The following is a 19,022-nucleotide window of genomic DNA, read 5'->3' as shown; positions in this document are numbered from 1 at the left end:
GTGCGAGGCAGACTGGGGGTATGGAACTGCCCAAGGTCGCCTCGCTCGGTGAGTACATCCGCCAGCAGCGGCAGCAGGCGAAGATCTCGCTTCGTCAGCTCGCCGCGCAGGCCGGGGTGTCCAACCCTTACCTGAGCCAGGTGGAACGGGGCCTGCGCAAGCCGAGCGCGGAGATCCTGAACCAGATCGCGAAGGGTCTGCACATCTCCGCCCAGGCGCTCTACGTCCAGGCCGGCCTCATCGAGGACCGCGAACCGCACAGCGACGTGCTGACCGCGATCCGGGCCGACGTCACACTCACCGGGCGGCAACGCCAGGTGCTGATCGACATCTACGAGTCGTTCCGCAAGGAGAACCGGGCCGACACCGCCCAGCCGCCGCAATCGGCTGAGCATCTCGGGGACGACCCGGTTCTCCCGCGCGACGGCATTACACCGGATTCGAAGGAAGGATAGCCCATGACCATCACGACCCAGGCCAAGAAGATCACGGAGTCCAAGCCGTTCTACGCGCTCACGGGCGCCGGCGACTTCGCCGTGGAGAAGGCCCGCGCCTACGCCTCCACCGTGCAGGACAAGGCGGAGATCGTCGCGCGCGAGCTGCCGGAGAAGGCGAAGGGCTACGCGGACGCCGCCGCCGCCCGGTTCAACCGGCTGTACGACGACCTGGCCACCCGCGGCCGCAAGGTGGTCAGCCGGGTGAGCGGCGAGGCCGCGCTGGAGCTGACGGAGGTCTCGGAGACCGCCGAGCCGGCGATCGCCGCCGAGACCACCGCCAAGCGGACCGGTCGCGCCCGCGCCACGACCCAGGGCTGATCGCAGGCCACACGCGATCGACACGGCGGCGGCCCGCCTTCTCTCCGGGGGAGGCGGGCCGCCGCCGTTCACGGGCCGCCGCCGTTCACGGGCCCCCGGCGGATCCGCGGCGCGGCGCTTTGGACGTTCGCGGAGCCCGGCCTTCGGCGCCCGCGCCACGTGTCGGCGCCGCCCATTAGTCTGGGGGCGTCAGCGACTGTGACCGTGTGGGAGAGTCCATGTTCGGGCTGTACGGCATCCTCGACATCATCTTCTGGCTGCTTTCCGTCGGGGCCTTCGTGTTGTCCGGCTGGGCGCTGGTGCACGCCCTGCGGATCCCCGCACGCGCCTTCCCCGCGGCCGGCAAGCAGACCAAGCAGCTCTGGCTGATCATCCTCGGCCTCGCGACGCTGTTCACCTTCGCCGCCGCGATCAACTACCTCGGCATGGGCATGGGGCTGCCCAACATCTTCACGATCGCCGCCGTCATCGCGGCGGGCATCTACCTCGCCGACGTGAAGCCCGCGGTCAACGGCTACCGGGGCGGCGGCAACCAGGGGCCGTACGGGCCGTGGTGACCCGCCGTCAGAGCCAGTCGCGGGCCCGGAACACCCGGTAGAGCGCGGCAGAGGCGACGACGATCAGCACGGTGGACGTCCAGAAGCCCAATGAGTGCCCGAAGCCGGGGAACGGGACGTTCTGGCCGTAGAAGCCGGTGATGAGGGTGGGCACCGCGATGATCGCGGCCCAGCTCGTCACCCGCTTCATGATGAGGTTCATCCGGTTGCTCTGCATGGTCAGGTGCGTCTCGCGGATGTTGCTGACCAGGTCGCGCAGCGACTCCGTCCACTCCGTGGCCCGCAGCACCTGGTCGTACACGTCCTGGAAGTACGGCGTCATCTCGCCGTCACCGCTCAGGCCGTTGCGGCGCAGGAGCGTGTTCACGGCCTCCCGCATGGGCATCACGATCCGGCGCAGCGTGACCAGGCTCTTGCGCAGCTCGAACGTGCGCCGCTGGTCCTCCGGGCCGACCGGCCGGTCGCCGAACACCGTCCCCTCCAGGTCCTCGACCTGCTCGTCCATGGCCTCGACGGTGTCGAAGTGGCTGTCCACCACGTAGTCGAGCAGGCCGTGCAGCAGGAACGCGACGCCGTGCCGGGCCAGGGCCGCCCCCTCGTCCCAGCGCCGGACCACCTCATCGATGGAGAAGTCGTCCGACTGGCGTACGGTGACCAGCGCGTTCTTCGTGATGAAGGCGGTGGCAGGGGCGATCCGCACCTGGCCGGACTCGCTGTCGAAGGCCGCCGCGTAGACGCTGAGGAACATGTGGCTGTCGTAGACGTCGAGCTTGGGCCGCTGCCGGTGCTGCAGCGCGTCCTCCACCGCCAGGGCGTGCAGTCCCAGCTCCTCGCTGATGGCGTGGAGGTCCTCCTCGGTGGGGGCGCACATGTCGAACCACACCACCGCCGACGGGTCCTTGACGTGCTCGGAGACGTCGGCGACCGGAAAGCCCTCCGCCTCCAGGGTTCCGTTCCGGTACAACCGGGTGTGTCCCATGGACGGTCACCCTACCCATCCGGCGAGCCACGCCGAAGGGGGCGCCCTCCCGGGTCATGCGGGAGGACGCCCCCGTCTCGCACGGCACCGGCCACCGGCGGTGCCGAGCGTCAGCCCTTGCCGAGCTGCTGGAAGCGGATCATGTTGCCCGCGGGGTCGCGGAAGGCGCAGTCCCGGACGCCGTACGGCTGGTCGATCGGCTCCTGCAGGACCTCGGCGCCGGACTCGCGGATCTTCTCGAAGGTGGCGTCGCAGTCCGGTGTGGCGAAGACGACGGCACGCAGCCTGCCCTTCGCGAGCAGGTCGCTCAGCGCCGCGCGGTCCTCCGGGGAGGCGGTCGGGTCGGCGTTGACGGTCTCGAGGACGATGTTGACGTCCGGCTGCGACGCCGGGCCCATGGTCAGCCAGCGGGCGCCCTCATACCCGACGTCGTTGCGTAGTTCGAGGCCGAGCACGTCCCGGTAGAAGGCGAGCGCCGCGTCGCCGTCGTCGACCGTGATGTAGCAGTAGTGAAGGGTGAGTTCCATACCGATGACGCTACGGCCGGCGGCGTTTCCCACGCTTCTCGATTCCTGACCGGTCCGGCGGCCCGCATCCGATCTGCGGTTGGAGCACCGGGACCGATAGGGTTGCGGCTCATGGTGGATCTCGCGCGCCGGCTCGGACTGGCGGCACTGCTCGCCGTCCTCGCCGCCTCCCCCGCGCACGCCGTCACCGCGGCTTCCGCGCCTTTGGCGAAGGACGAGGTGACGATGGAGCTCCGCGAGAACGGCGTGCTCCATGTGAAGGAGACGGTCGCCCCCGCCGGCGAGACGGTGCGGCGCACGCCGCTCACCCGGACCCGCTACGACGACGGCCACGACCGCGTCTACCGCATCTCCAACGTCAAGGGCGGCTCGTACGACGGGGAGACCCTGACGTTCAAGGGCACGGTGGAGTACGACGTGACCGGCGCCGTGACACCGACGGCATCGGGCGAGGAACTGCGGTGGTTCGCGGTGTCCGGTCCCGTGCAGGACGCGGTCGTCACCGTGACCGGCCCTGGCCGGGTGCAGAATTTGTCCTGCTTCGCCGGCGAGCTGAGCTCGGCCATCGCCTGCACCAGCGCCTCGGTGGAGGAGACCGGCGCCACCTCCACGTTCGAACAGCAGGGCCTCGGGGAGGGCCAGACGCTCACGGTCGTCGTCGGCTACCCGAAGGGCGCGACGGGGGCCCGGCCGATCCTGGAGCGCAGGTTCGAGCTGTCCACCGCGTTCACGCTGAACGCGGTGACCGGCGGATGCCTCGCGGCGCTGCTGGTGCTGCTGCTGGGCGGCGTGGGGCTGCTCTACTGGACGCGGGGCCGCGACGCCCGCGTGGTCGGCAGCGAGTCGGGCCCGGTCAGCGGCCATCGCGGTGGGCACTTCACTCCTCCGGACGGCGTGCGCCCCGGGCAGATCGGCACGCTGTTCGACGAGCAGGCCGACGTGGTCGACGTGACCGCGACCATCGTGGACCTCGCCGTGCGCAACTACCTGCGGATCGACGAGCAGCAGCGCCAGACCTATGACACCCCCGACTGGTGCCTGGTCAAGCTGCCCGGCGCCCCGATCGGCCACCTGCTGCCGTACGAGCGCGCCCTCTACGACGCGATCTTCGACGGCCGCGACCGGGTGCTGCTGTCGGAGCTGCACGGATCGTTCGCCGCCCGCCTGGCCACGGTGCGCGACGCGTTGTATCAGGACGTCGTGGCGCAGGGCTGGTTCGCCCGGCGGCCCGACTCCACCCGGTCGCGCTGGACGACCCTCGGCCTCGCCGTCGTCGCGCTCGGGGTGGTCGCCACCGTCCTGCTCGCCTGGTTCACGACGTACGGCCTGCTGGGGCTCGCCCTGATCATCGCGGGGGCCGCACTGGCCTTCGGCGCGCAGTACATGCCGGCCAAGACGGCCAAGGGCGCCGCGGCCCTGGCACACACGCTCGGGTTCCGGGAGTACCTCACCGGGGCGAGCGTCGACGACGTCCCCGCCGGCCAGCGCGTGGAACTGTTCTCCCGCTACCTGCCGTACGCGGTGATCTTCGACAGCGTGGACCGGTGGGCGCGGGTGGTCAGCGCGTTCAACGGCGACGGACGGCAGACCGACCACCTGTACTGGTATCAGGGCCCGGCCGAGTGGGATCTGTCCAGGTTCGCCGACTCTATGCGGACGTTCGTCATGACCACCTCCGGGGCGATCTCGACCTCCCGCCAGTTCCGCTCCCTATAAGCCCGCCAGTTCCGCTCCCTATAAGTCGGAGTCGGGGGCGCGGTGACGCCGGTAGTGCCGGGCGACGCGGGCCCGGTTGCCGCACCGCGCCGCCGAGCACCAGCGCCGGCGGGGATGGGCGGGCAGGAACAGCATCACGCAGTCGTCGGCCGCGCACTCCCGCACGGTCGTGACCGCCGGGTCGGTCAGCAGTTCGGCGACCGCCTCGGCGAGCACCGCCGACAGCCTGGCGCCCGGCGGGCCGTCCCTGCGCGGTACGGCGGTCACGGCCGCGCCGTTCCAGGCCAGCGCGCGGACGGCGGGCGCCGCACGCTGCGCGCTGTTGAGGCCGCGCAGCGCGTCCTCGGGCGGCCGCAGGCCCCGGCGCACCCGATCGATCGCGTCCGCCGCATGCCCACGCACGTCGTGCACCGCGCTCACCGCCGCGGCGAGGTCGTCGTCCGTCAACGGCGCCTGCCCGTCCTCCGGTAGCGCGCCGGCGAGCCGGCCTGCCTGCAGGCCCAGCCAGGCGCGCAGCCCCTCGGCGGTGGCGATCAGGTCGACCGGGCCGTCCGGTGTGCGCGGCCGGGTGTTGACGAGGTCGAGGGCGAGCGGCTCCCCAGTCAGCGGAACGAGATCGATCACGGTTCTAATGCTATCTCCGATGATTGACACATTAGGCGCATCGTTACCGCGAGGAGGCATTAGGCATGACGGCGCTCACCGTTCCGCGTACGCTCCACCGGCACATCGACGTCGGGGATGTGCGGGTCTTCTACCGCGAGTCGGTGCCGGACGAGGGCGGCGACGACGCCCCCGTGATGCTGCTGCTGCACGGATTCCCGTCCGCGTCGCACCAGTTCCGCCGGCTCATCGACGTGCTGGGAGCCCGATATCGGCTGATCGCGCCCGACTATCCCGGCTTCGGGCACACCGAGGCGCCCGCGGGCTTCACCTACAGCTTCGACAACCTCGCGGAGGTGATGGAGGGCTTCGTCGAACGGCTCGGGCTGACCCGGTTCGTCATGTACGTCTTCGACTTCGGCGCTCCGGTGGGATTCCGGCTGGCGACCCGGCACCCCGAGTGGATCGCCGGCCTCGTCGTGCAGAACGGCAACGCGTACGAGGAGGGCCTGTCGGACGGCGCCCGCGCCTTCATCGCACTGCGCCCGGACGTCGAGGGCGACGAGGACAGGGTGCGGGCGCTGCTGACGCTGGAGATGACCCGCGGCCAGTACGAGGGCGGCACGGCCGATCCCCGGCTGGTGGCCCCGGACGGATGGACCCTCGACCAGCACTTCCTCGACCTGCCGGGGCGCAAGGAGGCGCAGGTGGCGCTGGCCTTCGACTACCACACCAACGTGGCGCGCTACCCGCTGTGGCAGGCATGGCTGCGCGAGCACCGGCCGCCGACGCTGATCACCTGGGGCCGCGACGACATGTTCTTCCCCGAGCCCGGGGCCCGCGCCTACCTGCGCGACCTGCCCGACGCCGAACTGCACGTCCTCGACACCGGTCACTTCGCGCTGGAGGACCGGCTCCCCGAGATCGCTCCCCTGATCGCCGCGTTCCTCGACCGCGTGTGGAGGTGACCCGCGGCCGGTCAGGCGGGACGGACGCGGACCTCGCCGACCGGGGCCCCGCCGCCGAACAGCGGGGCGGTGGCCAGCCCGGCCAGCTCCGGGGCGTCGATCCCGGCGGCGCGCAGGGCGGCGACGGTGACCGGCACGCGGGCCCGGTCGCCGCCGTCCACGATCTTCACGGCCCCGGCCCGGCCCTCGGCGTCGGCGAAGGCGTCGAAGGCCTCCGCGCCCGCCTTCACCAGCAGCCCGGGCACGGCCCGCATCAGCAGGGCCTCGGCCCGGGTCGTGCCGCTCGTCCACTCGGGGTGCGCGCGCATCGCGTCGGCGACGCGCCGCTCCGGCGTGCCCTCCGGGGCGAGCGTGAGATGACGGAAGGCGCGGGCGACCCCCGCCATGGAGACGAAGAACAGCGGGGCGCCGCAGCCGTCCACGCCGGTCGCCGCGACCCGCTCCCCGGTCAGCTCCTCCACCGTGGCCCGGATGGCCCGCTGCAGCGGGTGGCCGGGATTGCGGTAGTCGTCGACCGGCCAGCCGTTGACGACGCAGGTGGCGAGCATCGCCGAGTGCTTGCCCGAGCAGTTCATGAAGATCCGGCGGGCGTCGCCGTGCTCCCTCAGGACCTGATGGCGGGCCTCCCGGTCGAGGGGCAGGTCCTCCGGGCACCGCAGGAAGGTCTCGTCCAGCCCCGCGCCCGCGAGGATCTTCCGTACGCCGTCGATGTGGAAGGGCTCGCCGCTGTGACTCGCGGCGGCGAGCGCGAGCAGTTCGTTCTCGAGCGGCAGGCCCGCCCGCACCATGCCGAGCGCCTGCAGGGGCTTCATGGCCGAACGCGGCGACGTCAGGCTCGACGTGTCCCCGCACACCAGGACCGGGGCGCCGTCCGCCCCGATCACGTGCACGCGTGCGCGGTGCACCGACTCGACGAACCCCGACCGGACGACCTCGACGACCATCTCCGACATAACGGGCAGTCTATGAAGCCCCTGGACGTGGCAGAATTCGGGGCCATGCGTGCGGTCGTACAGCGGGTCAGCTCCGCGTCCGTTGTGGTGGAGGGTCAGGTCGTCGGTGCCATCGACGAGCCCGGCCTGCTCGTGCTCGTGGGCGTCACCCACACCGACGGGCGGGCCGAGGCGGCCAGGCTCGCCGCCAAACTGTGGGGACTGCGCATCCTGCACGGCGAGAAGTCCTGCTCCGACATCGGTGCGCCGCTGCTGGTGATCAGCCAGTTCACGTTGTACGGCGACGCCCGCAGGGGCCGCAGGCCCACCTGGCAGGCCGCCGCGCCAGGCCCGGTGGCCGAGCCTCTCGTGGAGGCCGTGGTGGCCGAGCTCCGGGCGCTCGGCGCGCGGGTGGAGACGGGCGTCTTCGGCGCCGACATGAAGGTCACTCTCACCAACGACGGCCCGATCACCCTCGTCCTGGACGTCTGACCGTCACGGTCTCCCCCGGCCTGCCATCATGATCGGATGCGGGAGGCGTGGAGCACCTGGGGACATGTCGTCGTCGCGACCGTCTGCGCCGTTCCCGTGGCCGCTGTCGCCGTCCTGCTCCTCACCCGCCGCCGCGCCCGCCGGGGACATCCCGCTCCCCTCCGTACGGCCGTCGCGGACGCGGTCATGGTGGCCGGGACCGCACCCTGGATCTGGATGATCCTCACGCCGGGGACGGAGGAGGGCGTGCACGTCGTCCCCCTGGTGGACCTGGCAGGCCAGGTCGCGCGGTTGTCACCGGGAGCGGCGGTCGTGCAGATCGGCGGCAACCTCCTGGTCTTCGCCGCGCTCGGCGCGATGCTCCCGGTCCGCTCCGCGCGCTTCGCCTCGCTTCCGGCGGTGGCCGCCGCCGCGGCCACCGCCTCGCTCGGCGTCGAACTCCTCCAGTACGGCCTGCGGCTCGGGCGGGTGAGCTCCGTGGACGACGTGATCCTGAACGCGGCGGGCGCCGTGCTCGCGGCCCTGTGCACCCGCAGGTGGTGGGCCCGCCGCTAGCGGATGCGGCGGCGGAGGGCGGGGTCGATCCTCACGTTGCGCCCGGCGTCCGGCGGCACCACGACCTCCTGGCTCGCCGCCACGCCGCCGGCCAGCAGGTCGATGTCGACCGGCACCGTACGCTTCACGACCGCGAGCGCGATCGGGCCCAGCTCGTAGTGGCGGGCCGACGAGCCCACGAAACCGATCTGCCCGGGCTCGGCGGAGCCCTCCACGGCGGCCTCCGGCTCGGCCTCGACCGGCGTGCCGACGCCGAGGGTCACCGGGGCGCCGTGCGGAGGCAACTCGTCCACGCTGCCGTCGAGGTGCAGGAAGACCAGGCGGCGCGGCGGGTGGCCGAGGTTGTGGACGCGGGCGACGGTCTCCTGCCCCCGGTAGCACCCCTTGCTCAGGTGCACGGCCTCGTCGATCCAGCCGACCTCGTGGGGGATCGTCTTGTGGTCGGTCTCGAACCCGAGCCTGGGCACGTGCGCGGCGATGCGCAGCGCCTCGTAGGCCCACAGACCGGCGGGCCGCAGGCCCAGCGCGTCCGGGAGGCCGCCGAGCCGCTCACGCGGCACGAGCAGGTCGCCACCCATCGCGACGGCTCCTTCCACGATCACGCCGAGCGCGTCGGCGCTCTCGTCCGGAGAAGGTGGGGCGAGGGAGACCACCGCGTATTCCGAGGTGACGTCGGCGACCTCGACACGCAGCATGAACCGCATCTTCTCCAGGAAGGCGACCAACTCGGCCGAGGTGCCCGGCTCCACGTGGGCCCACACAGCCTCGCCGTCGTCCACGAGCGTGAGGTGGTGCTCGACGCGACCCTGCGGGTCGAGCAGCAGCGTCTGGGTGGGCGTGCCCGGCTGGAGCGTGTCGAGCTTCTGTGAGCTGAGGCTGTTGAGCCAGCTCAGCCGGTCGGGTCCGGTGATCCGCACGACCTCGCGGTTGCTCCGGTCGACCAGCGCCCGCCCGCCGGCCAGCGCGCGCTGCTCCGCGTAGGGATCGCCGTAGTGGGCCGCGACCGTCTCGTCCGGCGCCTGCGCGGCCACCGCGCCGGGTGTGTCAAGCAAAGGGCTCCGCATGCGTTCAAGGCTATTCGGTCCCATGCGGCCGACGTGGCGGCGGCGGGCTCACCTGTGGACGACACGCGGCCTGTGGACGACGCCTCAGAACGGCACGCGACGGACGGCGACCAGCGCCACGTCGTCCTCGCGGGCGCCGAAGGTGGCGATCAGCCGGTCGCAGAAGCCCTCCAGGTCGTCGCCCACGTCCTCGGCCTGCTGGCGGGCGACCTCCAGGCTCTCGTCCAGCAGTTTGTCGCGGTCCTCCACCAGCCCGTCGGTGAACAGCAGGACCGTGGCGTCCTCGGGCAGCCGGACGCGGTCCACCCGATAATCCTCGTGGGCCACACCGAGCAGCAGGTTGCCGAACCCGTGGTAGGCCGCCCCCTTCCCGGCCAGCAGCGGCGGGATGTGCCCGGCGTTGACGATCTCACTCTCCCCCGTCGCGGGATCGATCAGCATCAGGCAGACGGTCGCCGTCATGCTGGGGTGGTAACGCCGCAGGACGGCGTTGAGCAGGCTCATCGACTGGGCGGGATCGACGGCGTCGATCACCGATGCCCGCAGCGCGTTGCGCAACTCCGCCATCACGGTGGCGGCGTGCAGCGAGTGGCCCTGCACGTCGCCGAGCGCGACCAGGACCCGATCGCCGAGGGGCAGGACCTCGTAGAAGTCGCCGCCCACCTCCACGTTGTCCACCGCCGGCTGGTAGCGCACGCTGATCCGCAGGCCGGGGATCCTGGGGATCTCGGCGGGCAGCAGGCTGCGCTGCAGTGTGAGCGCGATCGTGTGCTCCTCCGCGTACGCGCGGGCCGCGTCGACCGCCAGCGCCAGCGCCTGGCCGAGCTGCCGCAGCAGGCTCAGCTCCTCGCCGTCGAGCGGCGATCCCGTCTCCACCCCGAGGAAGACCGGCGGCCGGCCCGTCTTCGTACGGCACAGCACGCCCGACACGCGCGCGACCACGTCGCTGTCGGGGACGACGCGAGCCCAGGTCGCGTTGTCGATCTCGAACGTCTGCACCCCGGGGAACTCGCCGATCGAGATGGTGCTCAGCCGCTCCAGCGTGTCGGGATGGACCGGCCTGGCCGCCGCGCGCTCCGCCGGCCGGGCGGCGAACCTGCGCAGCCTCCCGTCCGGCGCGATCGCCAGCACCCGCGAGTAGCGCTCCAGCAGGCGGGAGCAGCCCTCGGCGGCCACCGACAGGAGCCGTTCGAAGTCCTCCGCCTGGTTCATCTCCAGCGTGATCTCGGCCAGCTCGCTCAGCCTGGCCGCCATCCGCTCGGCATGCTGCCGCGCCCGGTAGTAGCGCAGGGTCGCCCGCACCGTCGCGGCGAACTCGTCGGGCTGGATCGGCTCCGACAGGTACGCGTCGGCACCGCGTTCCAGCCCCTCGGCGCGGTCGGCCGGGGTGACGGCGTTGCCGGACACCTGGATCACCGGAATCGAGGCGGTCTCCGGGTCCGCCTTGATCTTCTCGCACACCTCGATGCCGCCCACGTCGGGCATCCGTACGTCGAGGATGACGAGGTCGGGCTTGAGCGCGCCGACCACGGCCAGCGCCTCCTCGCCGCCGCCCGCCTCGACGACCCGGTGCCCGCCACGGCGCAGCCAGCTCGCCAGGATGTAGCGCTTGGTGGGGATGTCGTCGACGACCAGCACCGTCGCCGCGGCGTCAATCATCGGCCCCGCCCCCGTCGCCCTCCACGCTCCCGGCCTTGTCGCGCACGGCCTCCCGGATCGCCTCGAGAAGCTGGTCCCTGCGTAGTCCGTGCTTCGACAGCATCGGGTGAGACGCTCCCGGCTGCTCGGACACCACCGACACGACGACCGCGGGGATGCCGTGCAGGACGTCGTCCTCGGCCATCCTGTGCAGCAGCGCCGTGCCGTCCAGGCGCGGCATGAGCAGGTCGACCAGGACCACCTCCGGCGGCCGTTCGCGCATCAGGTTGAGGGCCTCGATCCCGTCGGCCGCCTCGTCCACGCCGGCCGCGAACCCGAAGAGCATCCGCCGGGCCACCGCGCGGAACCCGGCGTCGTCGTCGGCCACGAGCACCCGGCCCACCTCGGGGCTGGCCATGCGGTGCGGCACCCGCAGCGTGGCCGTGGTGCCCTCGCCCGGCCTGCTCGCCAGTTCCAGCGTGCCGCCGAGCGCCTCCGTCAGCCTCCGGGCGTACGGCAGGCCGAGGCCGGTGCCCTTCGCCTTGAGCTGCAGCGACCCGGGTACCTGGAAGAACTCCTCGAAAACGCGCTCCAGGTGCTCGGGGGGAATGCCCACGCCGGTGTCGGCGACGGTGAAGACGACCTCGGCCATCGCGGGGTCCACGACGGCCGTCAGCCGCACCTCCCCATACTCGGTGAACTTCAGCGCGTTCGACAGCAGGTTGCGCAGGATGGTGGTCAGCATGGACTCGTCGACGAACATCTCGCCGATCTCGTCCGACACGTTGACCGACAGCGTGACCTCGTCGGCCCGTCCGGCGGGCTGGAGCGTCATGAGCAGTCCCTCGGCCAGGGCGACCACGTCCACCATCGACGGCTGCGGGTCCAGCCGCCCGGACTCGGCCTTGGCCAGGTCGAGCAGCTCGCTTACGAGCGCCAGCAGGGTCTCCGCCGAGGTGCCGATGAGGGTGATCTGGTGCTGCTGCTCCTCGGTGAGCGGCTCCGCGCCCGAGCCGAGCAGCAGCCGGACCAGCCCGATTATCGAGGTCAGCGGCAGCCTCAGTTCGTGGCTCACGCTGGCCCAGAACCGCTGCCTGGCCCCGGCCGCCTGCCGGAGCTGGGACGACTTCTCGTCGAGCTCGGCGTAGAGCGCCACGACGCCGCGGTTGGTCTCCTCCAGCTCGGCCGACAGCTGGTTGTACAGCGCCAGCACGCCCTGGTTGGTCTCGGCCAGCTCCGCGTTGAGCCGAAGCACCTCCTCCAGGGTGCCGGCCAGCTCCCTGTTCTGCTCACGCAGCACGTCCAGAGCCGTGGTGGACGGCGACAGGCGGGCCAGCTCCTCGCGGATGCCGTCGATCGACCGGCGCCCCCGTTTTCCGGAGACACCGTGCTCGGGCACCCGCTTCACCAGCGTGACACGTCTGTCCTCGGCCGACAGCGCGATCTCGTCGACCATGCGACCGGCCAGCTTCACGCCCTCGCTCTGCCGCACGTCGGCGCCGTCGAGATAGTCCACGGTGATGACCAGCCGGTCCCCACGTAGGTCGAAGACGACGGCACTCCCGGAGCCCCGCGCCAGCGCCTCACGGCCGATCTCGCTGAGCGCCGTCGCCACGCGGATCTGGTCCTGGGACTCCAGCCCGACGAGTTCGGCGACCTGGCGGCCCAGCTGCCGTACGGCGAAGACGTCCTGGTCCCTGCAGATCTCCGCGCGGGTGAGCACCTCGCCCATCACTGCCCCTGTCTGACGGTCACGACGCAGGCGTCGTCCCTGCGGCTGCCCGCGTCGCGCAGCAGGGTCGCGCCCACCACGGCCGGGGAATGGGCGAACAGCCCGGGGAAGGAGGCGGGGTCCCAGCGGTCGGTGAGACCGTCGGAGTGCAGCACCACCGTGGCGTGCGGCGGCAGCGCGTACTCGTACTGCTGGGGACGCCTGCCCTTGTGCCCGGCGATGCCGGGCAGCGAGATCATCCCCTGGCGGCCTTCGGCGTGGGCGATCCAGCCCGAGATGTTGCCCAGCCCGGCGAACGTGACGCTCTCACGGCCGACCCGCACGACCGCGACCGCCCCGCCCCGAGTGTGGCCCAGCCCCCGGTGCAGGCGTTCGAGGGCGGCGGCCGGAAGGGCGTGCGGATCCTCCATGAAGATCCGTACGGCCTCGCGGGAGGCGTGCGCGGCGAGGCCGCCGTGGCCGAGCCCGTCGCAGACGAGCACGCTGATCGCGTCGCCGTCATCGGCGAAGGCGAAGGAGTCGCCGCACACGCTCTCCTCGCCGATGGGGCGGCGCAGCCCGCTGACCCGCAGCGGCGGGCCGGGCAGGCCGTCCGGGGTGAAGTGCAGGACCAGCACGGTGCCCCTGCCGGGCACCGAGTAGACGTCCCAGCCCGTGGCCATGCGGGCGATCGCACCGAGGCCGATGCCGAGCGTGCCCGAGGTCGAGTAACCGTCCCGCAGAGCGCGGGCGAGGTCGGCGATTCCGGGGCCCCTGTCGACGGCCACGAGTTCGACCGCACCCGGCTGCTCCAGGTGGGGGCGTACGAGCACGGCGCCCTCCACCGCGTGCTTGACCAGGTTCGAGACCGCCTCGGTCACCGCCACCGCGACCTGACCGATGCGGTTCTGGTCGAACCCGGAAGCCGTGGCCAGCGCGACGGCCGTCCTGCGCACCGCGCCGATCACACTCGGATCTGCGGTGGAGACCCAGACGTCCTCGTGCCGGTGCGTCATGGTCGTGTCACCGGGCCCACTTGGTCACCGTCACACGGGTGCCCTCGCCGGGAGCGGAGACGAGGTCGAACTCGTCCACGAGCCGCCGCGATCCGCTCAGCCCGAGTCCCAGCCCCCCGGCGGTGCTCCAGCCCTCGGTCAGCGCCTGCTCGACGTCCGGGATGCCCGGCCCCTCGTCGGTGAAGACGAGCCGCAGGCCCGGCCGCCGCCCGCCCTCCAGCACCTCGATCAGCACCCGGCCTCCCCCGGCGTGCACGAGGGCGTTCCTGGCCAGTTCACTGGCGGCGGTCACGATTTTCGTCTGGTCGACCAGGGAGAGCCCTATCTCGGCCGCGAGGCTTCTGACCTGCTGACGTACGACCACGACGTCACCGTTGGTGGCGATGGGCAACTCCCGGGGCGCGCTCACCCGGCGGCGCCCCTGACATGCTCCAGCATGGCGACGCCCTTCTCCAGGTTGAGAGCCGTGCGCACACCCCCGAGCGACAGCCCCAGCTCGACCAGTGTGATCGCCACCGCGGGGCGCATGCCGACCACCACGGTCTCCGCGTCGAGCATGCGGGTCATCGCGGCGATCGTGGAGAACATGCGGCCGATGAACGAGTCGACGATCTCGACGGCCGTGATGTCGATGATGACCCCTCGCGCACCCGAGGAGACCACCATGTCTGCCAGGTCCTCCTGCAGGGCCAGCACGCTCTGGTCGTCCAGGTCGATCTGGATCGAGACGATCAGGATGTCGCCGAGCTTGAGAATCGGCACACGTTCCATCAGGCGCGCTCCGCCCTGACCGCGACCCGCGTCTTCGCCGCGCCCGTGATCTCCACGCCGCTCCGCCTCAGCGCGTACGACAGCGCGTCGGCCAGCGAGGCCTTGGTGACGATGTCGCCGAACTCGATGCCCAGCGTGACGATCGTGTGCGCGATCTGCGGGCGGATGCCGGAGATCACGCATTCCGCGCCCATCAGGCGGGCGGCGACGACGGTCTTGAGCAGGTGCTGGGCGACCTGCGTGTCGACGGCGGGCACGCCGGTGATGTCGATGACCGCGTGCTCGGAGCCCGTGTCGACCAGGGTCTGGAGCAGTTTCTCCATGACGACCTGGGTGCGGGCCGAGTCGAGCGTGCCGACGAGCGGCACGGCGACGATGCCCTCCCACAGCTTGACCACGGGCGTCGAGAGCTCCAGCAGCTGCTCCGTCTGGTCAAAAATGATCTTCTCACGAGCGGCGGTGTAGGTCTCGAAGGTGTACAGGCCGAGGTCGTCGACGAGCCGGGAGAACCATACGAACCCGCGCAGCGCCTCCGGGCCACCGTCGGTCTCGGCGACCTCGTACAACGCCTCCTTGAGGGAGAACACGAGCCGCGCGGTGTCGGAGGGCGTGTGCCCCTGGCGGACACGGGCGCGGGAGAGCTCGGCGAGCAGCCCGCGGACGTCGGCGAAGTCTCCGTCCTCGCTGCTGAGCGCGGTGCGCAACGCCTGGTAGAGGTCACGGAGCTCGTCGGGAGACGCTCCGGACAACTGGGTCCACCGCTGGAGCAGCCGCTCCTCGTTGGACAGAAAGAGTTCGACTATGCGCCGCCTGGCGGCCTCCGCGGGAACGGTCACCCTCATCTCCTGACGATCGGCGTGGTACGCCACTCGTCACGCTACCGGCACCAGGGCAAAGCTCCCAAAACGGACCACAATAGTCAAAGACGGCATTTTCGGCAATGCCCGAAGACGGTGAGATGGCGGACGTCGGTGGCGAAGCCCAGTTCCGCGTCGAGGGCCGAGACGAGGCCGTCCACCATCTCCGGAGCCACCTCGGTGACCTCACCGCAGCCCCGGCAGACGAGGTGGACGTGGTCGGCCTCGGAGGCGAGGTGGTAGGTGGGAGCACCGTGCCCGAGATGGGTGTGCGTGACCAGCCCGAGCTCCTCCAGGAGCTCGAGGGTCCGGTAGACGGTCGAGATGTTGACACCCCTGGCCGTCTGCTGCACGCGGGAACAGATGTCCTCAGGCGTGGCGTGTCCCAGCTCGGTGACCGCTTCCAGCACGAGCTGGCGCTGGGGGGTGATCCGGTAGCCGCGGGCCCGCAGCTCCTCGTGCCAAGTCTCGGCCATGCCCAGAGTTTAGGCCGTCTCCGGAGAGATCTCCCCGGCTGTCGCGAGAGGGGCGCGAATTTCGCCGGATTAATCGTTTGCCCGCGCATGGGCCGCTCGCATAGCGTGAAGGCACGCAGAAGGGAGGTGGTCCAAACAATGGTTGATCATTCTTGGGCTAGCGAGGTGGCTGTCCGCTAGGACTCGTCCATCTGGACCTTCCGTCTGGATGTCGGACGACGTCCTGGCGAATCCTCAACAGACACCGGAACCCCGGGCAGCCGGCGGCCGTGGACGACTTCCGTCCCCGGCCATGGTCCAGCCGGCCCGCCTCGTCAGGAGGCGGAGCGCGCCCGGGGTTCTTTCTTTTCCTTCTATTCGTCGAAGTTCTATTCGTCGAAGTCGCCGACCCGCTTGAGCTCCGCCGAGGCGTGCGACTGCAGCGGATGCCCCATCGCCGACATGTCGTAGGCGTACATGAGGTTGCCGTTGACCAGGCCGTAGAGCCGGTGGCCCGCGTTGTACTCCTTGGCCGTCGTCGTCCGCGCGACCACGTCCGTACGCAGCTCGATCTTGTGGAAGACGACCTCCCCCACGTAGATCTCCACGATGCCGGTCGGGTGCGCGAGGCACACCTCGATCTGGCGCTCGGGCTGGATCCGCCAGAACCCCGTCTCCGTCGACAGAGGCCGGACCTTGTTGCCCTCGGCGTCGAGCAGCCACGTGCGGCTCTGGTAGGTCAGGAACGGCTTCCCGTTGTGCCCGAAGACGATCTCCTGGCCGAAGTTGGCGCTCTCCATGGTGGGATAGCCGATCACCCCGGCCCCCTCCCAGCGGCCCAGGAGGAAGGCGATCGGCTCGAGGTCGGGATGTACGTCCATGGAGACGAGCTTAGAGGCGCGCGAGCGGCCCCTCGCACCACGCGCGGCATGCGCGTATTGCCCAATTTGTACGGCAGGCACCGGCGCGCCGGCGATTCCGGCGGACTAGGCTCGCACCATGGCACGATCACTGGTGATCAAGGTGACGGCGGGGGCGGACGCCCCGGAGCGCTGCAACCAGGCGTTCACGGTCGCGGCGGCCGCGCTGGCGAGCGGTGTCCCGGTCTCGCTGTGGCTGACCGGCGAGTCCTCGTGGTTCGCGCTGCCGGGCCGGGCCAAGGAGTTCACCCTGGCCGAGGCCGCCCCGCTGGAGGACATGCTCGACGCCGTGCTCGCCGCGGGCAGGGTCACGCTGTGCACCCAGTGCGCCGCCCGCCGGAACATCACCGTGGACGACGTGATCGACGGCGTGCGCATCGCCGGGGCCTCCACGTTCGTCGAGGAGGCCCTGGGCGAGGGCGTGCAGGCGCTGATCTACTGACCCGCCGGGTTCCGCTGAGTGGTCAGCTCGGCAGCACCGCGCGCAGGCGTTCGTCGCGCAGCGCCTGATACCAGCTGTCGTCGATCGGGGGCAGCGGTCCGGTCACCCAGCTCAGCAGCAGGTCGGCCAGCGCGGGATTGCGGGCGAGCGCCGGCCCGTGCAGGTAGGTGCCGATGACGCGGCCCGCGTAGCAGCCCTCCGTGCCGTCGCCGTTGCCGGTGCCGACGAGGGTCCGCGACAGCGGGCGCACGCCGGGACCGAGCCTGGTCACGCCCATGTGGTTCTCGAAGCCCGTCAGCGTGGGCAGCCCCAGCGCGGGGTCCACCTCGGCGGCCAGCTCGCCGACCGCGCGCCGCTCGCCCCGCCCCGAGCTGATGTCCAGCAGGCCGACGCCGGGCACCGGCTGCCCTTCCTCGCCGCCGAACACCGTGCCCATGATCTGATAGCCGGCGCAGACAGCCAGCATGGCCGCGCCCCGCTGGATCGCGGCGTGCAGGCCGCCGTCGCGGCGCAGCCGCTCGGCCCCGAGGATCTGCGGCCGGTCCTCGCCACCGCCGATCAGGTAGACGTCCCCCTGCTGCGGAACGGGGTCGGACGAGCGTACGTGGACGGTCCTGGTCGGGATGCCCCGGGCCCGGGCCCGCTGCTCCAGCACCAGGACGTTGCCCTGGTCGCCGTACGTGCTGAGAAGGTCGGGATAGATCCAGACGATGGACAATTCAGACTGCACGGCCGAACTCCGCTCGGATCTGCTGGAACGCGGTGTAATTGGCGATCACGTCGATCTTGCCGGGCGCGAGGAGGCCCATCGCCTGCTCGAACGAGTCGCAGAGCTGGAAGGGGACCCCGGCCACGGCCAGCCGCAGCGCGAGGTCGAGGCGGCGCTCGCCGGTGACGAGGACGGGCCTGCCGCGCAGGATGCGGTAGTCGACGTCCCACAGCCAGGAGGTGTCGCGGCCGTCGGGCCCCTGCGCGTTGACCGACAGGATGATCGGCAGCGCCGGGTCGGCGACGTCGAACGCCTCCAGCCAGCCGGCCGGGTTCTTGGCCAGCAGCAGCCGCAGCGACCGGCCGTCCCGCTCGACGGTCGTGTAACGCCCGGCGACGGAGGTGACCATACGCAGCCGGGGCAGCGCCCGGCCGGGGTCGAGGCCGAGCGTCGCGGCGACCGCCAGCGCGACGGCGGCGTTCGCCCGGTTGGCCTGGCCGGGAAGCTGGATGTCCAGGCGCCAGTGCTGACCCCGGGGGTCGGTCACGTACTCCCCGTCGAGCACCCAGCTGGGCTGGGGGCGGCGGAAGGTGCACTCACGGCACGCCCAGTTCGTGTCGGCCATCTGGGCCGGGGTGAGGCCCTGACCTCCGTTGCCGAACCCGGCGCGGTCGAGCGGGCCGCCGCATTCCGGGCAGCACCAGGAGTCCTCCCGCCAGCGCTGCCCCGCCGCCACCCAGGTGACCCCGGCCGCGGCGGACGCGGCCCAGGTGACCAGCGGGTCGTCGCAGTTGGCGATCACGTGGACGGGCCTGCCGGCGAGCGCACGGCGCCACTTCTGGGCCAGCAGCCAGATCTCGGCCGCCCGGTCCATCTGGTCGCGGCTCAGGTTCATGAGGCAGACGATGCCGGCGTTGGTCGTGTCGAGGACCTCGGGAAGGTACTTCTCGTCGACCTCCAGCACGCCGTACGGCGCGTCCTTGTTGGAGGCGAGCGCCGACACGTGCCCGGCGGGCATGTTGGCGCCGAACGCGTTCGTCGCCACGTCGCCGAGCTCCTGCAGCGCCGAGGTGATCAGACGCGTCGTCGTGGTCTTGCCGTTCGTGGCGCTGACCAGGACGAGCTTGCGGTCGGCCGCGAGCTTGCGCAGCAGGTCGGGCTCCAGCATGAGGCCGACCCTGCCGCCGATCACCGAGCCGTCGCCACGCCCGGTGGCCCTGGACAGCGTCGCGGCCGTGCGGCCCAGGGCGCTGGCGAGCTGCGCCCGCAACGGAAGCTGACTCATGCCGCGATCC

23 protein-coding genes are annotated in these 19,022 nt (G+C 71.5%); 8 read left to right on the top strand and 15 right to left on the bottom strand.

Features of this window, described 5'->3' with window-relative positions:
* The first annotated feature begins 20 nt into the window (after positions 1-20).
* From IL992_RS34645 to IL992_RS34635, 3 genes are all read left to right on the top strand, one after another.
* The gene (locus tag IL992_RS34645) at positions 21-455 is read left to right on the top strand and encodes a helix-turn-helix domain-containing protein (RefSeq protein WP_193207539.1); all 435 of its coding nucleotides are present in this window, start codon (positions 21-23) and stop codon (positions 453-455) included.
* A gap of 3 nt (positions 456-458) precedes the next feature.
* Positions 459-815 (top strand): hypothetical protein, encoded by a 357-nt coding sequence (locus tag IL992_RS34640; protein WP_193207538.1) that lies wholly within the window; start codon positions 459-461, stop codon positions 813-815.
* Positions 816-1,021: 206 nt separating this feature from the next.
* Positions 1,022-1,372 (top strand): DUF2516 family protein, encoded by a 351-nt coding sequence (locus tag IL992_RS34635; RefSeq protein WP_319019017.1) that lies wholly within the window; start codon positions 1,022-1,024, stop codon positions 1,370-1,372.
* Positions 1,373-1,379: 7 nt separating this feature from the next.
* Here IL992_RS34635 and IL992_RS34630 read toward each other — a convergent pair whose 3' ends face one another.
* Positions 1,380-2,351 carry a magnesium transporter CorA family protein gene (locus tag IL992_RS34630; RefSeq protein WP_193207537.1) on the bottom strand — a complete coding sequence of 324 codons (972 nt, stop codon included), beginning with the start codon at positions 2,349-2,351 and terminating at the stop codon, positions 1,380-1,382.
* A 110-nt stretch (positions 2,352-2,461) separates the two neighbouring features.
* Entirely contained in the window at positions 2,462-2,878 is a 417-nt protein-coding gene (locus IL992_RS34625; protein WP_193207536.1) for a VOC family protein, read from the bottom strand.
* 111 nt (positions 2,879-2,989) lie between these two features.
* Between IL992_RS34625 and IL992_RS34620 the strand changes: the two genes are divergently transcribed.
* Complete coding sequence (locus IL992_RS34620; protein ID WP_226874290.1) at positions 2,990-4,594, top strand: DUF2207 domain-containing protein; 1,605 nt, start codon at positions 2,990-2,992, stop codon at positions 4,592-4,594.
* Positions 4,595-4,612: 18 nt separating this feature from the next.
* Here the strand turns inward: IL992_RS34620 and IL992_RS34615 are convergent, their stop codons facing one another.
* Positions 4,613-5,218 carry a CGNR zinc finger domain-containing protein gene (locus tag IL992_RS34615; RefSeq protein WP_193207535.1) on the bottom strand — a complete coding sequence of 202 codons (606 nt, stop codon included), beginning with the start codon at positions 5,216-5,218 and terminating at the stop codon, positions 4,613-4,615.
* A 65-nt stretch (positions 5,219-5,283) separates the two neighbouring features.
* Here IL992_RS34615 and IL992_RS34610 point away from each other — a divergent pair, with 65 nt between their 5' ends.
* Entirely contained in the window at positions 5,284-6,165 is an 882-nt protein-coding gene (locus IL992_RS34610; RefSeq protein ID WP_193207534.1) for an alpha/beta fold hydrolase, read from the top strand.
* An 11-nt stretch (positions 6,166-6,176) separates the two neighbouring features.
* Here IL992_RS34610 and IL992_RS34605 read toward each other — a convergent pair whose 3' ends face one another.
* The gene (locus IL992_RS34605; RefSeq protein ID WP_193207533.1) at positions 6,177-7,118 is read right to left on the bottom strand and encodes an asparaginase; all 942 of its coding nucleotides are present in this window, start codon (positions 7,116-7,118) and stop codon (positions 6,177-6,179) included.
* Positions 7,119-7,163: 45 nt separating this feature from the next.
* Here IL992_RS34605 and dtd point away from each other — a divergent pair, with 45 nt between their 5' ends.
* Positions 7,164-7,589: a D-aminoacyl-tRNA deacylase gene (dtd, locus tag IL992_RS34600; RefSeq protein ID WP_079316195.1), complete on the top strand. Its 426-nt coding sequence runs from the start codon at positions 7,164-7,166 to the stop codon at positions 7,587-7,589.
* Between the two features lie 36 nt (positions 7,590-7,625).
* Complete coding sequence (locus IL992_RS34595; protein WP_193207532.1) at positions 7,626-8,144, top strand: VanZ family protein; 519 nt, start codon at positions 7,626-7,628, stop codon at positions 8,142-8,144.
* Here the strand turns inward: IL992_RS34595 and ygfZ are convergent.
* The 9 genes from ygfZ to IL992_RS34550 all read right to left on the bottom strand — a co-directional run bounded on the left by ygfZ (position 8,141) and on the right by IL992_RS34550 (position 16,537).
* Positions 8,141-9,208, bottom strand: coding sequence for a CAF17-like 4Fe-4S cluster assembly/insertion protein YgfZ (ygfZ, locus tag IL992_RS34590; protein WP_193207531.1), 1,068 nt, complete (start codon positions 9,206-9,208; stop codon positions 8,141-8,143). The genes IL992_RS34595 and ygfZ overlap by 4 nt on opposite strands.
* A gap of 84 nt (positions 9,209-9,292) precedes the next feature.
* Entirely contained in the window at positions 9,293-10,867 is a 1,575-nt protein-coding gene (locus tag IL992_RS34585; RefSeq protein ID WP_193207530.1) for a fused response regulator/phosphatase, read from the bottom strand.
* The gene (locus tag IL992_RS34580) at positions 10,860-12,578 is read right to left on the bottom strand and encodes an ATP-binding response regulator (RefSeq protein ID WP_193207529.1); all 1,719 of its coding nucleotides are present in this window, start codon (positions 12,576-12,578) and stop codon (positions 10,860-10,862) included. The genes IL992_RS34585 and IL992_RS34580 overlap by 8 nt, the downstream gene beginning before the upstream one ends.
* Entirely contained in the window at positions 12,578-13,573 is a 996-nt protein-coding gene (locus IL992_RS34575; RefSeq protein WP_193207528.1) for an ATP-binding protein, read from the bottom strand. The genes IL992_RS34580 and IL992_RS34575 overlap by 1 nt, the downstream gene beginning before the upstream one ends.
* A 7-nt stretch (positions 13,574-13,580) precedes the next feature.
* Entirely contained in the window at positions 13,581-13,982 is a 402-nt protein-coding gene (locus IL992_RS34570) for an ATP-binding protein (RefSeq protein WP_193207527.1), read from the bottom strand.
* Positions 13,979-14,344: an STAS domain-containing protein gene (locus tag IL992_RS34565; RefSeq protein ID WP_179155589.1), complete on the bottom strand. Its 366-nt coding sequence runs from the start codon at positions 14,342-14,344 to the stop codon at positions 13,979-13,981. The genes IL992_RS34570 and IL992_RS34565 overlap by 4 nt, the downstream gene beginning before the upstream one ends.
* A complete protein-coding gene (locus tag IL992_RS34560; protein WP_319019016.1) occupies positions 14,344-15,180 on the bottom strand; it encodes an STAS domain-containing protein in 837 nt (278 codons plus the stop codon). Before IL992_RS34560 ends, IL992_RS34565 begins: the two co-directional genes overlap by 1 nt.
* An 83-nt stretch (positions 15,181-15,263) precedes the next feature.
* Complete coding sequence (locus IL992_RS34555; RefSeq protein WP_193207525.1) at positions 15,264-15,677, bottom strand: Fur family transcriptional regulator; 414 nt, start codon at positions 15,675-15,677, stop codon at positions 15,264-15,266.
* A gap of 368 nt (positions 15,678-16,045) precedes the next feature.
* Positions 16,046-16,537 (bottom strand): FABP family protein, encoded by a 492-nt coding sequence (locus tag IL992_RS34550; RefSeq protein ID WP_193207524.1) that lies wholly within the window; start codon positions 16,535-16,537, stop codon positions 16,046-16,048.
* Between the two features lie 118 nt (positions 16,538-16,655).
* Between IL992_RS34550 and IL992_RS34545 the strand changes: the two genes are divergently transcribed.
* Positions 16,656-17,018 (top strand): DsrE family protein, encoded by a 363-nt coding sequence (locus tag IL992_RS34545; protein ID WP_193207523.1) that lies wholly within the window; start codon positions 16,656-16,658, stop codon positions 17,016-17,018.
* Between the two features lie 22 nt (positions 17,019-17,040).
* Here the strand turns inward: IL992_RS34545 and IL992_RS34540 are convergent, their stop codons facing one another.
* Together IL992_RS34540 and IL992_RS34535 are read right to left on the bottom strand one after the other, a co-directional pair.
* A complete protein-coding gene (locus IL992_RS34540) occupies positions 17,041-17,748 on the bottom strand; it encodes a type 1 glutamine amidotransferase (RefSeq protein WP_079315428.1) in 708 nt (235 codons plus the stop codon).
* Positions 17,738-19,012, bottom strand: a complete 1,275-nt coding sequence (locus tag IL992_RS34535; RefSeq protein WP_193207522.1) for a DUF1727 domain-containing protein — start codon at positions 19,010-19,012, stop codon at positions 17,738-17,740. Before IL992_RS34535 ends, IL992_RS34540 begins: the two co-directional genes overlap by 11 nt.
* Between the last annotated feature and the right edge of the window lie 10 nt (positions 19,013-19,022).

The organism is Microbispora sitophila, assembly GCF_014892245.1.
Classification (GTDB): domain Bacteria; phylum Actinomycetota; class Actinomycetes; order Streptosporangiales; family Streptosporangiaceae; genus Microbispora; species Microbispora siamensis.
Note: the sequence above shows the minus strand (reverse complement) of the source record. Positions and strands in the feature narration are given on the sequence as shown.

Bases quoted from the DNA above. Each gene is read 5' to 3' on its own strand.
- IL992_RS34645 (WP_193207539.1), top strand. From the start codon at position 21: ATGGAACTGCCCAAGGTCGCCTCGCTCGGTGAGTACATCCGCCAGCAG.
- IL992_RS34640 (WP_193207538.1), top strand. From the start codon at position 459: ATGACCATCACGACCCAGGCCAAGAAGATCACGGAGTCCAAGCCGTTC.
- IL992_RS34630 (WP_193207537.1), bottom strand. From the start codon at position 2,351: ATGGGACACACCCGGTTGTACCGGAACGGAACCCTGGAGGCGGAGGGC.
- IL992_RS34625 (WP_193207536.1), bottom strand. From the start codon at position 2,878: ATGGAACTCACCCTTCACTACTGCTACATCACGGTCGACGACGGCGAC.
- IL992_RS34620 (WP_226874290.1), top strand. From the start codon at position 2,990: ATGGTGGATCTCGCGCGCCGGCTCGGACTGGCGGCACTGCTCGCCGTC.
- IL992_RS34610 (WP_193207534.1), top strand. From the start codon at position 5,284: ATGACGGCGCTCACCGTTCCGCGTACGCTCCACCGGCACATCGACGTC.
- IL992_RS34605 (WP_193207533.1), bottom strand. From the start codon at position 7,118: ATGTCGGAGATGGTCGTCGAGGTCGTCCGGTCGGGGTTCGTCGAGTCG.
- dtd (WP_079316195.1), top strand. From the start codon at position 7,164: ATGCGTGCGGTCGTACAGCGGGTCAGCTCCGCGTCCGTTGTGGTGGAG.
- IL992_RS34595 (WP_193207532.1), top strand. From the start codon at position 7,626: ATGCGGGAGGCGTGGAGCACCTGGGGACATGTCGTCGTCGCGACCGTC.
- ygfZ (WP_193207531.1), bottom strand. From the start codon at position 9,208: ATGCGGAGCCCTTTGCTTGACACACCCGGCGCGGTGGCCGCGCAGGCG.
- IL992_RS34585 (WP_193207530.1), bottom strand. From the start codon at position 10,867: ATGATTGACGCCGCGGCGACGGTGCTGGTCGTCGACGACATCCCCACC.
- IL992_RS34580 (WP_193207529.1), bottom strand. From the start codon at position 12,578: ATGGGCGAGGTGCTCACCCGCGCGGAGATCTGCAGGGACCAGGACGTC.
- IL992_RS34575 (WP_193207528.1), bottom strand. From the start codon at position 13,573: ATGACGCACCGGCACGAGGACGTCTGGGTCTCCACCGCAGATCCGAGT.
- IL992_RS34565 (WP_179155589.1), bottom strand. From the start codon at position 14,344: ATGGAACGTGTGCCGATTCTCAAGCTCGGCGACATCCTGATCGTCTCG.
- IL992_RS34555 (WP_193207525.1), bottom strand. From the start codon at position 15,677: ATGGCCGAGACTTGGCACGAGGAGCTGCGGGCCCGCGGCTACCGGATC.
- IL992_RS34550 (WP_193207524.1), bottom strand. From the start codon at position 16,537: ATGGACGTACATCCCGACCTCGAGCCGATCGCCTTCCTCCTGGGCCGC.
- IL992_RS34545 (WP_193207523.1), top strand. From the start codon at position 16,656: ATGGCACGATCACTGGTGATCAAGGTGACGGCGGGGGCGGACGCCCCG.
- IL992_RS34535 (WP_193207522.1), bottom strand. From the start codon at position 19,012: ATGAGTCAGCTTCCGTTGCGGGCGCAGCTCGCCAGCGCCCTGGGCCGC.